This is a genomic window from Amycolatopsis japonica (assembly GCF_000732925.1).
GTDB classification, from domain to species: Bacteria; Actinomycetota; Actinomycetes; order Mycobacteriales; family Pseudonocardiaceae; genus Amycolatopsis; species Amycolatopsis japonica.
The window spans coordinates 3,486,552-3,499,799 of the sequence record NZ_CP008953.1 but is presented as its reverse complement, the minus strand read 5'-3'; the positions used below and the strand labels follow the sequence as shown (position 1 = coordinate 3,499,799).

At 68.9% G+C, this 13,248-nt stretch carries 12 protein-coding genes and 1 tRNA gene; 2 read left to right on the top strand and 11 right to left on the bottom strand.

Features of this window, described 5'->3' with window-relative positions; translation table 11 throughout:
* Positions 1-29 precede the first annotated feature (29 nt).
* Complete coding sequence (locus AJAP_RS16395; RefSeq protein ID WP_038512475.1) at positions 30-2,138, top strand: elongation factor G-like protein EF-G2; 2,109 nt, start codon at positions 30-32, stop codon at positions 2,136-2,138.
* 70 nt (positions 2,139-2,208) lie between these two features.
* Here the strand turns inward: AJAP_RS16395 and AJAP_RS16390 are convergent, their stop codons facing one another.
* The 6 genes from AJAP_RS16390 to AJAP_RS16365 form a co-directional block, all read right to left on the bottom strand.
* Complete coding sequence (locus AJAP_RS16390) at positions 2,209-2,670, bottom strand: XdhC family protein (RefSeq protein ID WP_038512472.1); 462 nt, start codon at positions 2,668-2,670, stop codon at positions 2,209-2,211.
* Between the two features lie 12 nt (positions 2,671-2,682).
* Positions 2,683-3,165, bottom strand: coding sequence for a hypothetical protein (locus AJAP_RS16385; protein WP_038512470.1), 483 nt, complete (start codon positions 3,163-3,165; stop codon positions 2,683-2,685).
* Positions 3,162-4,307, bottom strand: a complete 1,146-nt coding sequence (locus tag AJAP_RS16380; RefSeq protein ID WP_038512468.1) for a glycosyltransferase family 4 protein — start codon at positions 4,305-4,307, stop codon at positions 3,162-3,164. Before AJAP_RS16380 ends, AJAP_RS16385 begins: the two co-directional genes overlap by 4 nt.
* A 22-nt stretch (positions 4,308-4,329) precedes the next feature.
* Complete coding sequence (locus AJAP_RS16375) at positions 4,330-5,247, bottom strand: phosphatidylinositol mannoside acyltransferase (protein WP_038512466.1); 918 nt, start codon at positions 5,245-5,247, stop codon at positions 4,330-4,332.
* On the bottom strand, positions 5,244-5,885 hold the full coding sequence (pgsA, locus tag AJAP_RS16370) for a phosphatidylinositol phosphate synthase (protein WP_016334780.1): 642 nt from the start codon (positions 5,883-5,885) through the stop codon (positions 5,244-5,246). Before pgsA ends, AJAP_RS16375 begins: the two co-directional genes overlap by 4 nt.
* A 104-nt stretch (positions 5,886-5,989) precedes the next feature.
* Positions 5,990-6,532: a MarR family winged helix-turn-helix transcriptional regulator gene (locus AJAP_RS16365; protein ID WP_038523217.1), complete on the bottom strand. Its 543-nt coding sequence runs from the start codon at positions 6,530-6,532 to the stop codon at positions 5,990-5,992.
* Positions 6,533-6,650: 118 nt separating this feature from the next.
* Here AJAP_RS16365 and AJAP_RS16360 point away from each other — a divergent pair, with 118 nt between their 5' ends.
* Positions 6,651-7,193, top strand: coding sequence for a YceI family protein (locus AJAP_RS16360; RefSeq protein WP_038512463.1), 543 nt, complete (start codon positions 6,651-6,653; stop codon positions 7,191-7,193).
* Positions 7,194-7,277: 84 nt separating this feature from the next.
* On the opposite strand, the gene AJAP_RS16355 is transcribed toward AJAP_RS16360, so the two are convergent.
* From AJAP_RS16355 to AJAP_RS16335, 5 genes are all read right to left on the bottom strand, one after another.
* Complete coding sequence (locus AJAP_RS16355) at positions 7,278-7,814, bottom strand: HIT family protein (protein WP_037338994.1); 537 nt, start codon at positions 7,812-7,814, stop codon at positions 7,278-7,280.
* A complete protein-coding gene (gene thrS / locus AJAP_RS16350; RefSeq protein ID WP_038512460.1) occupies positions 7,811-9,871 on the bottom strand; it encodes a threonine--tRNA ligase in 2,061 nt (686 codons plus the stop codon). Before thrS ends, AJAP_RS16355 begins: the two co-directional genes overlap by 4 nt.
* Positions 9,872-10,009: 138 nt before the next feature.
* On the bottom strand, positions 10,010-10,624 hold the full coding sequence (locus AJAP_RS16345) for a malonic semialdehyde reductase (protein ID WP_016334785.1): 615 nt from the start codon (positions 10,622-10,624) through the stop codon (positions 10,010-10,012).
* 108 nt (positions 10,625-10,732) lie between these two features.
* The gene (locus AJAP_RS16340) at positions 10,733-12,259 is read right to left on the bottom strand and encodes a sugar transferase (protein WP_038512453.1); all 1,527 of its coding nucleotides are present in this window, start codon (positions 12,257-12,259) and stop codon (positions 10,733-10,735) included.
* 895 nt (positions 12,260-13,154) lie between these two features.
* Positions 13,155-13,226 (bottom strand) — tRNA-Val (locus tag AJAP_RS16335).
* Positions 13,227-13,248: the final 22 nt, after the last annotated feature.

Genomic DNA, 13,248 nt, shown 5'->3' with positions numbered 1-13,248 from the left:
ATGCGGCATCGTGTGGTGAGGAGATCGGCATGGCCGACAAACAGAGCAAGAACGGAGACTCCGGGGCCGCCGTCGCTGTGGACGACCCGGCGAAGGTCCGCAACGTCGTCCTGGTCGGCCCCTCGGGATCAGGCAAGACGACACTCGCCGAGGCCTTGCTCGCCGCGTCCGGCACGGTGACGCGGGCAGGCTCGGTGGTGGAAGGGACCACGGTGTGCGATCACGATCCCGCCGCGGTCCGGCAGCAACGGTCGGTCGGCCTTTCGGTCGCGCCGGTGTTGCACCAAGACCACAAGATCAACCTCATCGACACCCCCGGGTACGCCGATTTCGTCGGTGAGCTGCGGGCCGGACTCCGCGCCGCCGACGCCGCGTTGTTCGTGGTCTGCGCGGCGGAAGGCGTCGACGCCGCCACGGTCGCGGTCTGGGAGGAGTGCGCCGCGGTCGGGATGCCGAGGGCGGTGGTCGTCTCCCGGCTGGACCATCACCGCGCCGACCCCGAAGGCGAGATCGCGGCCTGTCAGGAGGCCTTCGGCGCCGGCGTCCTGCCGCTGTACCTGCCCGCGCGCGACGGGCTCGTCGGGCTCATCACGCGCCGCTATTTCGACTATTCCCAGGGCTTCCCGCCCGAAATCGGCGAGCCGAACGAGGCCGAACTCAGCCGGATGACCGAGGCCCGCAACGAACTGATCGAAGGGGTCATCGCCGAGAGCGAAGACGAGTCCCTGATGGACCGGTACCTCTCCGGCGAGGAGATCCCCGAGGACACGCTGATCGCCGATCTCGAAACCGCCGTCGCCCGTGGTTCCTTCCATCCGGTGATCCCGGTGTGCGCGACGACCGGGGTCGGGCTGGCCGAAGTCCTCGACGGGATCGTGCGTGCCTTCCCGTCGCCGCTGGAGCACGTCCCGCCGGAGGTCACCTCGCCCACCGGGGAGCCGCACGCCGGGCTCCGCGCCGACCCCGACGGCCCGCTGGCGGCCGAGGTGGTCCGGACCGCCGTCGACTCCTACGTCGGCAGGGTCTCGCTGGTGCGGGTGTTCTCCGGGACACTTCGCCCGGAACGGCCGGTGCACGTCTCGGGCCACGGCCTCGCCGAACGCGGCCACGAGGATCACGACGCCGACGAGCGGGTCGCGCATCTGTACTCCCCGCTCGGGGCGAACCTGCGCGAAGTCCCGTACTGCGTCGCGGGTGACCTCTGCGCGCTCACCAAGGTCGGCTCGGCGGAAACCGGCGACACCGTTTCCTCACCGGAAGACCCGCTGATCATGAAGCCGTGGGCGATGCCGGAGCCGTTGCTTCCGGTCGCCGTGATCGCGAAGACCCGCAGCGACGAGGACACGTTGGCGCGCAACCTCTCCCGGCTCGTCGCGGGCGACCCCACGCTCCGGCTGGACCGCAACGCCGAGACCAACCAGCTCGTGCTGTGGTGCATGGGCGAGGCGCACGCCGACGTCGTGCTGTCGCGGCTGCGCGCGGGAGGCGCCGACGTGGGCACCGAACCCGTCCGCATCAGCCTGCGTTCGACGTTCGCCGGGCCGGCTCGCGGGCACGGACGGCACGTCAAGCAATCCGGCGGGCACGGCCAGTTCGCCGTCTGCGACATCGAGGTCCAGCCGCTGCCGAGGGGGTCGGGCTTCGAGTTCGTGGACAAGGTCGTCGGCGGCTCGGTGCCGCACCAGTTCATCCCGAGCGTGGAGAAGGGAGTTCGGGCGCAAGCCCAGCGAGGACTCGTCGACGGTCATCCGCTGATCGACATCCGGGTGACCCTGGTCGACGGCAAGGCGCACAGCGTCGACTCGTCGGACGCCGCTTTCCAGACGGCGGGCGCGCTGGCGCTGAAGGAGGCCGCCGCGGCGGGCAAGATCGCGTTGCTCGAACCACTCGAAGAGGTGGCCGTACGGCTTCCGGACGAGCACCTGGGCACCGTGCTGGGTGATCTCTCGTCCCGGCGCGGCCGCGTACTCGGCACCGAATCGGGTGAAGGCGGCCGCACGGTCATCCGCGCCGAGGTGCCGGCCGTGGAGTTGCTGCGCTACGCGATCGACCTGCGTTCTCTGACCTCGGGCACCGCGACGTTCACCCGCAGGCATGCGCGGTTCGAGCCGATGCCGGAAGGGGCGGTGGCCTACTGACGCCCGCGTTTAGTCCTCTGAATGCGGTCCTTGCGCGCGCAAGGACCGCATTCAGAGGACTAAACGCGGCCTAATGGAACTCGAAGCCGCCCGGCCGCCCGTTCCGGTCGGCCACCAGACCGGCCAGGGTGGCGACGGCGATCTCGGGCGGCGTGCGTGAGCCGATGTTCAGACCGACCGGGCGGTGGACGCGCGCGATCTCGTGGTCCGGGACGTCCAGTGCCTTGAGCGCGGCGACGTGCGGGCCCGCGTGGCGCGGATTGCCGAGCACCCCGACCCACCGCGTCGGGCGGTCCAGCACGGCCTTGAGCACGTCGCCGAGTTCGGGCCGGTCGTGATCGGTGACGACGACGTCGGCGTCCGCGCCGAGTGCCGGCAACGTCGTGACGGCCTCCAGGCCGGGCTCGACGTCCGTCACGCGTGCGCCGTCCGGCTCGAACAGCACGGCCGTGTAGCCGAGATCCTTGCCGTAGCGCAGGAGGAACGACGCGACCGGCGTCGCGAACACCGCCACCAGCAGCCGATCGCTCATAGGTCCGTCCTCCTAAAGTTCAGGCTCGGCGATCTCGAAGTATTCCGGAAGCCGGGCGGTCCCGGCGAGGCCGAAGTACCGGACCTTCCGGCGCCGCCTCAGATGCAGGGTGTCCCGGACGGCGTCGTTGTGCACGCGGCGCGCGATGACGACACGGTGCTCGGCGTCGGTCAGCTCTTCGGCCAGCGTCGACGGCAGAGCCGCACGATCGACGCGCGCCAGCCGCAGCGTCAGTTCGCTTTCCTCGGCTTCGCGATCCGGCCTCGGCGCACGCTCGGCGCGTTCGCCCAGCGTGCGTAGCTCATCGTCACCGAGGATCGCGGCGGCCGCCCTCGCGACGACGGCGCGCCGTGCGAGGGCGGCGTCGAGGGCCGCCCAGCCCGCGTCCGTGCGGACGTGCAGCCGGTCGAGCCGGTTCGCCGTCGCGAGCAGGAACAACCCGCCCAGCACCACGATCGCGGCCACCACACCGCCGATCCACACCCAGGTCGTCACCGGCTGAACTCGCGTTCGCCCGCGCCGACCCGCCGGGGGTCGGCGGCGATCGCCGTCTCGTACACCCGCAGGACCTGCGTCGTGACCACGGACCAGTCGAACATCGCGACGCGCTCCCCCGCGGCCGCCGCCAGCGACGCCCGTCGGGCCGGGTCTCCGAGCAGCTCGCGCAACCCGTCGGCCAGCGCCGCCGCGTCGCCGGTCTCGGTCAGCATCCCGGCCTTGCCGTCGTCGAGGACCCGGCGGAACGAGTCCAGGCCGCTCGCCAGCACGGGCGTTCCCGCCGCCATCGCCTCGGTGAGGATCATCCCGAAACTCTCGCCGCCCGTGTTCGGCGCGCAGTAGACGTCGACACTGCGCAGTGCCCGCGCCTTCGTCTCGTCGTCGACCTGGCCGAGCAGATCGATGTGCGGCGCCAACTCCGGCCCGGCCTCGCGCCGGAGCTGATCGGCGTCGCCGCGGCCGACGACCAGCAGCCGCAGCTCCTCGAACTCCGGCAGCAGTATCCGCAACGCCTCCAGCAGCACCCCCATCCCCTTGCGGGGCTCGGTGTACCGCCCGACGAAACCGACCGTGCCACCCGCTCGCGGGTAGCCGTCCAGCGGGAGCGCGCGGGAGAAGAAGTCGACGTCGACGCCGTTGGGCACCTCGACCGCGTCACCCCCGGCGTGCTCGACCTGGACCCGGCGGGCCAGCGCCGAAACCGCGATCCGCGCGGTGATCTTCTCCAGCAGCGGCCGCAGCACCGGCTGGAACGCCGCCAGTGTGCGCGAACGCGTCGTCGCGGTGTGGAAGGTCGCCACGATCGGGCCGTCCGCGACCTTCAGCGCCAGCAAGGAAAGACTCGGCGCGGCGGGCTCGTGCAGGTGCAGGACGTCGAAGTCGCCGTCGCGGATCCATCGCCGCACGCGGGCGTAGGACACCGGGCCGAACTGCAGCCGCGCGACCGAGCCGTTGTACGGGATACCGAGCGCTTTCCCGGCGGGGACCACGAAATCCGGGACGTCGGAGTCCTCGTCCGCCGGTGCGAGCACCGAGACCTGGTGCCCGCGCGCCAGCAGCGCCTTCGCGAGATCGATGACGTGTCCCTGCACACCGCCCGGCACGTCGAACGAATACGGGCAGACGATCCCGATCTTCATGACCCGCGACTGAGCCATCCGTTCAGCTCGCTTCGCCGGGTTCGGCCTGTTCCCCGGCTTCGAAATCGGAGAGCCAGAACTTCTGCATCATGTGCCAGTCGGCCGGATGCGCGGCGATGTCCCCCGCGAAGATGTCCGCCAGCGCCTGGGTGGCCGCCGGGACCTCGGACCGGTTCGTGACCCGGATCCGCGGGTGCAGGCGGATCTGCCAGCCATCCTCGGTGAACCAGCACCCGGCCGGGATCAGCGCGGCGCCGGTGGTGGCGGCCAGCCGCGCGGGCCCGCCCGGCATCTTGGTCTGCTCGCCGAAGAACTTGACCGGCACGCCGGAGTTCGTCAGGTCCCGGTCCCCCACCAGGCAGATCGCCTTGTTCTCCCGCAGCCGCTTGAGCAGCACGCGCATCGCGGAGCTGTCGCCGGTCAGCGGGACGATCTCGAAACCGAGCGATTCCCGGTAGGACACGAACCGCTGGTACAGCGACTCGGGTTTCAGCCGCTCCGCGACCGTGGTGAAACCGCCGAGATAGTCGGCGAGCCAGACGCCGGCGGCGTCCCAGTTGCCGCTGTGCGGCAGCGCCATCACCGCGCCGTTGCCCTCGGCGAGGGCCGCGTCGAGGTTCTCCACGCCGGTGATCGACTGGGCGACCTTGCGGCTGACCTCCTTGTGGTCCATCGAGGGCAGCCGGAACATCTCGTGCCAGTAGCGGGCGTACGACCGCATCGCGCGGCGGGTCAGTTCGTCGAGTTCGACACCGTCCGCCTGCGGCACGACCCTGGCGAGGTTGCGCCGAAGCTGGCGCACCCCGCCGCCGTCCCGCCGGACGGCCAGATCGGCGCCCAGCCCGAAGGTCACCGAGCCCATCGACTCCGGCAGCCAGCGCGCGAGCCGCCAGCCCGTCGCGTAGCCGAGGTCACCGAGCCGCTGGGAGAACCCGCTCATGCCCCGCCCTCCGCGGCGGGTGGCCCCGCCGCCTTGGCGGCCCTCGCCGCCTTGGCCACCGCGGCCGTCCGCTGCAGCAGGGTGATCACCGAAAGCACCGCGAGGAGCCAGAGCGTGATGTCCACGGTGTACGGAACGCCCAGACCGTGCAGTCCGGTTCCCACGAGGGCGATGATCAGGCGTTCCGCGCGTTCGACGAGGCCGCCGTCCGCCTCCAGCCCGGAGGCCTCGGCGCGGGCCTTGACGTACGAGATGACCTGCGCGAGCACCAGGCAGATCAGCGCGGCGGCCGCGGCCGGGCGATTGTCGTCGTGGACGAAGCACCACCAGGCGATCGCGGCGAACAACGCGCCGTCGACCAGCCTGTCGCAGGTCGCGTCGAGGACGGCCCCGAACGCCGTGCCGTACCCGCGGGCGCGGGCCATCGCGCCATCCAGCAGGTCCAGCATCGCGAAGCCCCAGACGGTGAAGGTGCCCCACAGCAGCATGTCGTTGGGAAAGAACCCGAGCGCGCACAGCACCGCCCCGGCCGTGCCGATGACGGTCATCGCGTTGGGGGTCAGACCGGCGCGCACGAGCACCTTCCCCATCGGGTCGGTGACGCGGGAAACGGAGGCGCGCGCGAAAATGTTGAGCATCGGTTCTTCAGGTGCACCTAAAGCAGCAGGGTCGGGTGGCCGCCCGAAGCCTATCCACCCGCACCGACACTCGTCGTCGCGCCCGCCCCTGGACCGGCTCCAGGTCAGTCCGCTTTGGCCAGTTCGGCCGAGCCGGCGAGGTCCGCGAGACTCTCTTCCCGCAGCGCCAATTCCGCCTCGGCGGCGGCGCACTTCGGCGACAGCCGCGCCAGTACGGCGGCGCTGATCTCGCCGAGCGCCTTCACCTGTTCGGGGGTCAGCGGGTCGAAGAGGCTCTCGCGGACCGCCTCGACGTGCCCCGGCGCGGCCTCCTCCAGCGCGGCGAAACCGTCGGCGGTGAGCACCGCCCAGGAACCGCGTTTGTCGGTGGGACAGGACTCACGGCGCACCCAGCCGTTCGCCTCGAGGCGCGCGACCGCGTGCGAGAGCCTGCTGCGCGACGCCTTGCGCGCGTCGGCGAGCTCACTCATCCGCAGCCGCCGCTCCGGCGCCTCGGAAAGGGCGACGAGCACTTCGTAGTAGGTGTGAGGCATGCCCGCCTCGTGCTGAAGCTGGCCCTCCAGGTGCGCTTGCAGCATCCGCGTGGCCGCGGAGAAGTCGCGCCAGACTTTTTGCTCCTCGTCGGAGAGCCATCGGGGTTCGGACATGACGCCCATTCTACCCCTGGTTGAGCGCTCAACCAAATTGCGCTACAGTCGTTGTTGAGCGCTCAACCAGACGAGGGTTCACCACGAACGCACACAGACTTTTTGGAGATCGACTCACATGACCACCACCGAGATCCCGGGCTACGTCGCAGGCAAGTGGACGATCGACACCGCCCACTCCGACATCGCCTACACCGTGAAGCACCTCGGCCTGGCGAAGTCCCGGGGCAACTTCACCGCCTTCACCGGTGAGGTCGTCACCGCCGACAACATCCTCGACTCGTCGGTCACCGTCGAGATCGACGCCTCGTCGGTCGCCAGCGGCGTCGACGGTCGTGACACGCACCTCAAGTCCGAGGACTTCTTCCACGTCGACGAGCACCCGGTCATCACCTTCCGCTCGACCGGCATCCGCGAGGACGGCGGCGACTACGTCATCGACGGCGAGCTCACCTGGCGCGGCAAGACCGTCCCGGTCTCGCTCGAGGCGGAGTTCAACGGCATCGGCACCAACCCGGCCAACGACAACGCCACCACCCTCGGCGTCTCGGCCTCCGCCACGGTGAACCGCCGCGACTTCGGCATCGGCCCGGAGGGCAACGCCTTCCTGTCCGAGAAGGTCAAGATCGACATCGAGCTGCAGGCCGCGCTCAACGCCTGAGGCCCCCGAGTGTCATGAAAGGGTCGTTCAAGACGTTTTTCGTCCTGAACGACCCTTTCATGACATCAGCCACCGGCCAGGTAACTACCAGGCGTCCGCCAGCAGCTGCCGCGTCTCCCCCAGCAACTGCGGCAACACCTTCGTGTGCCCGATCACCGGCATGAAGTTCGCGTCGCCACCCCACCTCGGCACCACGTGCTGATGCAGATGCGCGGCGATGCCCGCACCGGCGATCACACCCTGGTTCATCCCGATGTTGAACCCGTGCGCCGACGACACCTCCCGGATAACCCGCATCGCGTGCTGGGTGAACTCCGCCACCTCGACGGTCTCCTCCGGCGTCAGGTCCGTGTAGTCCGCGACATGGCGGTACGGCACGGCCATCAGGTGACCGGGGTTGTACGGGTACAGGTTCAGCACCGCGTACACCGTCTTCCCGCGCGCGAGGATCAGCGCGTCCTCGTCACTCTTCTCGGGGAGATGACAGAACGGGCACCCCTCGTCGGGCCGCTTCGACCCCTGCACGTAGGCGAGCCGATGCGGGGTCCACAGGCGCTGCAACGCGTCCGGGACCCCCACACCGTCCTGTCCGACGACGTCAGGGCCATCGAGGCCCGTCACCGGAGTACCGCCTCCAAGCCCGCCACGGTCGGCGAAGCGTTCTCACGGCGCTGGACCCAGCCGGCGATCGCCTCGACCGCGTCGTCCACCGAGACACCGTTGATCTGGCCGCCGTCACGGAACCGGAACGACACCGCTCCCGCCTCGACGTCCTTCGCGCCCGCCAGGAGCATGAAAGGCACCTTCTGCGTGGTGTGGGTGCGGATCTTCTTCTGCATCCGGTCGCCGCTCGCGTCGACGTCGACCCGGATCCCCTTGGCCCGCAGCGCCTTCTCGACCCCGCGCAGGTGCTCGACCTGGTCCTCGGTGATCGGGATGCCGACCACCTGGACCGGCGACAGCCACGCCGGGAACGCGCCCGCGTAGTGCTCGGTCAGCACGCCGAAGAACCGCTCGATCGAGCCGAACAGCGCGCGGTGGATCATCACCGGGCGCTGACGGCTGCCGTCGCCCGCGGTGTACTCCAGTTCGAACTTCTCGGGCAGCATGAAGTCCAGCTGGATGGTCGACATCTGCCAGGTGCGGCCCAGCGCGTCCTTCGCCTGCACGGAGATCTTGGGCCCGTAGAACGCGGCGCCACCCGGATCCGGCACCAGTTCCAGCCCCGAGTCCACGGCGGCGGCGCGGAGCACCTCGGTCGCCTCGTCCCACACCTCGTCCGAACCGATGTACTTCTCGTCGTTCCGAGTGGACAGTTCGAGGTAGAAATCGTCGAGACCGTAGTCGCGCAACAGGTTCAGCACGAAGTCCAAAAGGGACTTCAGCTCACCGGGGACCTGCTCCAGGGTGCAGAAGATGTGCGCGTCGTCCTGCGTCATCCCGCGCACGCGGGTCAGGCCGTGGATCACGCCGGACTTCTCGTAGCGGTACACGGAACCGAACTCGAACATCCGCAGCGGCAGTTCCCGGTAGGAACGCCCGCGCGAACGGAAGATCAGGTCGTGGAACGGGCAGTTCATCGGCTTGAGGTAGTAGTCCTGGCCGGGTTTGCGGACCGAACCGTCCTCGTTGTGCTCGGCGTCGAGGTGCATCGCCGGGTACATGCCGTCGCGGTACCAGTCGAGGTGACCGGAGGTCTCGAACAGCGCGCCCTTGGTGATGTGCGGCGAGTAGACGAAGTCGTACCCGGCCTCGACGTGCCGCTGGCGCGAGTAGTTCTCCATCTCCTGCCGGATGATCCCGCCCTTGGGGTGGAACACCGGCAGCCCCGAGCCGATCTCGTCGGGGAAGGAGAACAGGTCCAGCTCGACACCGAGCTTGCGGTGGTCGCGCCGCTCGGCCTCGGCCAGGCGCTCCAGGTAGACGTCCTGGGCCTCGGCGGATTCCCACGCGGTGCCGTAGATCCGCTGCAGCTGCGGGTTCTTGTCGTCACCGCGCCAGTAGGCGGCGGCGACCCGGGTGAGCTTGAACGCCGGGATGAACTTGGTGGTCGGCACGTGCGGGCCGCGGCAGAGGTCGCTCCACACGCGCTCCTTGGTGCGCGGGTCGAGGTTGTCGTAGATGGTCAGCTCGCCGCCGCCGACCTCCATCACCTCGGAGGTGTCCACATCGGACTTGATGTCGACGAGTTCCAGCTTGAACGGCTCGTCGGCCAGTTCCTTCTTGGCCTCGTCGACCGAGTCGAAGACGCGGCGGGAGAACTGCTGCGCGCCCTTCACGATCTGCTTCATGCGCTTCTCGAGCGCCTGCAGGTCTTCCGGGGTGAACGGGGTGTCGACGGCGAAGTCGTAGTAGAAGCCGTCCTTGACCGGCGGGCCGATGCCCAGTTTGGCCTGCGGGAACTGCTGCTGCACGGCCTGGGCGAGCACGTGGGCGGCCGAGTGGCGGATGACGCTGCGGCCGTCCTCGGTGTTCGCCGCGACGGCTTCGACCTCGGCTTCGGCCTCCGGGGCCCAGGAGAGGTCGCGGAGGTTCCCCTCGGGGTCGCGCACGACGACGATCGTGTCCGGTCCCTTGGTCGGCAGCCCGGCTTCGCGGACCGCGGTGCCCGCCGTAGTGCCCGCCGGTACCACCACGCGCGGGGCGGTTGCGGCTGCTACTGACGACGGCTGGGACACGATGGACTCCTCGCGGTTAAAGCGGATGGTTCCCGTGATGTTAGTCGTCAGGTGCGGCGCGGCTCACGCGCATTACCCCTAACACCACGAAGGCCTCCTTCCCATCGGAAGAAGGCCTTCGCGTATCGAGGAACGAGGTCAGACGGTCTCGACGACCTCGTCGAAGTCCAGCCGCGGCAGGCGGTCGAACCAGGGGTTCTCGCCCGGCTTGCCGACGTTGATCACGACGAGGGACTTCCACGGCTTGTCCGCGAAGAACTCCTTGTCGATGCCCTCGGCGTCGAAGCCGGTCATCGGGCCGGCGGCCAGCCCGGCGGCGCGGACGCCGATGATGAAGTAACCGACCTGCAGCAGCGCGTTGAGCTTGGCGGTCTCGACGCGGCCCGCCTCGTCGGCGAACAGGTCCTTGGCGCCCGGGAAGTGCGGGAAGGTGCGCGGCAGGTTCTCGTGGAACTCGGTGTCGGCGGCCAGCACGACGGTCACCGGCGCGGCCTCGGTCTTGGCGCGGTTGCCCTCGGACATCAGCGGGGACAGCCGCTTCTTGCCCTCTTCGGTACGGATCACCAGCGCGCGCAGCGGCTGGTTGTTCATCGACGTCGGAGCCCATTTGACCAGCTCGTAGATCGCGCGGATCTGCTCGTCGGTCACCGGCTCGTCGCTGAAGTTGTTCGCGGTGCGGGCCTCGCGGAACAACAGGTCCTGAACGTCCTGCGGGAGGTTCAAGGCTTCGGTCGGCTCAACGCTGGTGGTCATGGGTGGATCTTCCTTCCGTACGCGTCCTGTACCCGTCCCAACCTAGTTGAGCGCTGAACTATTTCTCGCTCAACTATCTCTGCGTGTGGGTCCGGTCACAGGAAAGCGTCAGTAGGCACCTCGTCCCTGCACCACCGCGCGGAAGGTCTTCCAGAGGATCACCAGGTCGAGGGCCAGCGACCAGTCCTCGACGTAACGCAGGTCGAGGCGGATGCTCTCGGCCCAGCTGAGGTCGCTGCGGCCGCTGACCTGCCAGAGGCCGGTCAGCCCCGGCTTGACCAGGAGACGGCGGCGCGCGTCGGGAGCGTACTTCGCGGTCTCCTCGGGCAGTGGCGGACGGGGACCGACGAGCGACATCCGCCCGCTCACGACGTTGAGCAGCTGCGGCAGCTCGTCGAGGGAGTACCGGCGAAGCAGACCGCCGACCCGGGTCACCCGCGGATCCTTGCGCATCTTGAACAACGGGCCCGCGCCTTCGTTGTCCGACTGGAGCTCCTGCTTGAGCTTGTCGGCGTTCGTGACCATCGTGCGGAACTTCAGCATCGTGAAGGTGTGCCCGTCGCGGCCGACGCGACGCTGCCGGTAGATCACCGGGCCGTGGTCGTCCAGCTTGATCGCGACCGCGATCGCCAGCAGCAGCGGGGAAAAGAGGGTGAGGAGCAAGGCGGAGCCGAACCGGTCGAGCGCTTCCTTGACCAGACGGCGGCCGCCGGTGAACATCGGCGCGGTCACCCGCAGCAGCGGCATGCCGAGCACGCCGGAGACGTTCAACCGGGGCCCGGCGACCTCCATCAGCATCGGCGCGACCACCATCTCGGCCGACGTTCCTTCGAGGTCCCAGGCGAGCCGCTGGAGGCGCTTCGGGTTCCAGTGCTGATCGGCGGTCACGGCGACCACCCGGTAACCGCCGCGGCGGACGTGGCCCGCGAGGTCGTCGAGCTTCCCGACGATCGGGACGCCTTCCACCTCGCCGCTCCCCCGCTCCGCGCCGGCACCGGAATACGTACAGACGGCTTCCACACGCCAGCCGACATGAGGATCGGCCTTCGTGCGGGCGATCAGATCGGCGACCGTGTCGGGGCTTCCCGCCGCGAGCACCGGAAGGAGGCATTCACCGAGCCGCCTGCGCCGGTGCAGCACCTGTCTCAGCGCGTACCGCTGCAGGAACATGAAGACCGAGATCATCGGGACGACGATGAAGACCCACGGCTGCACGGCGAGCGCGCCGAAGAGCAGGCCGCCCAACGCGACGAGGACGGCGGTGGCCACGAGGCCGCGCCCCAGCGTCCGGTACTCCTCCGCACCCTCGCCCAGTACACGCGGACTCCAGGCACGGCAGACCGACAGCCCGAACAGGAAGGCCGCGGCGGTACCGAGCGCGTGCATGTCGTGCGGATCGGATCGATCGATCAAGAAGGCGCTCATCACGATGAGCACGAACGCGGTGAAAACGTCACTACCGATGACCCAGGCGCGGTAGCGCGATTCCCAAGCCGCGTAAGGGGGCCGCGCCGACGTGGTGTCGACCGCGGCGGCATCCCCCGCGCCCCGTTGCGGGGGAAGCGGAATCGACTGGAGGTCGATGTGCTGCGGCGTCCCGTTGACGGTGGACGACGGCCGCACCGACTCTTCCATCAGACCTCCCGGAGTGGGGATTCCCGAACGCCGGATCAACACGCTGAGTAAATGAGACTGATCTCGAAGAGTGATCAATTCTCAAGCTCTCTCAGCGGCCGATGGGGCGACACACGCCAAGGTATCGGCCACTCTCCGGCCATCGTTACAAGGATTTCCAGCCACACCCTGGGCGAGCATCCGGCAAATGAATGCCGTGTTGATAACAAGATGATGACGATGCGTAATAGACCGTATCCTCCGAACAACTACTCAAAGTAGTCACGAATTCCCACGACTCGCGGCCACTTGGAGCACCGGTTCCCCGATCGGCCGAACAGCCCGGAAAACTCCACAATGGACGGTTCGCGCGAGTCGATCTCCGGCCGGTCCACTGTGGATTTCACACCCCGCGAGGACCACGGCCCGCCGGAGGTGCCCACCGCGCGCCGACCTACCTTGTCAATCGGTCACCGGCGTGGCGTTTCGTCACATCACGTCAGCGTCACGGCGACCCCTCGGCCGGAGCCGGACGAGTGAGCCCGCCCGACCATGCCCCACATCACTTTCTTCATGGTCTGGACCTTTGCACGGACGTTTCGTGCCGAGGATCACAAAGAAGTCTCAATGGTCGGATCATGCGACATTTTCGCGTCGCGACACGAGATCTCCGGCGAATGTCCACACCGGCCGGAGGGGTGGGCTTCGGGGATCTTCGAACCGGCGGCACCCCCCGCGCCCGCGATCGCCCCGAGTGGATTCGCCCGCACTGGCCGGTCCGCCCGCGACGGCAGAAGTACCGCCCCCACACAACCCGCGTCCGACCTGGGGATCGAATGCCTCCGGACGGCTCACCGCCGACAGTGGCCGAGAATGAATCAAGGCCCCGGACCGATGGTCCAGGGCCTTCATCCGGTGGGCGATACTGGGATCGAACCAGTGACCTCTTCGGTGTGAACGAAGCGCTCTCCCGCTGAGCTAATCGCCCGCTCGCGGTGTCCGGCAGACTC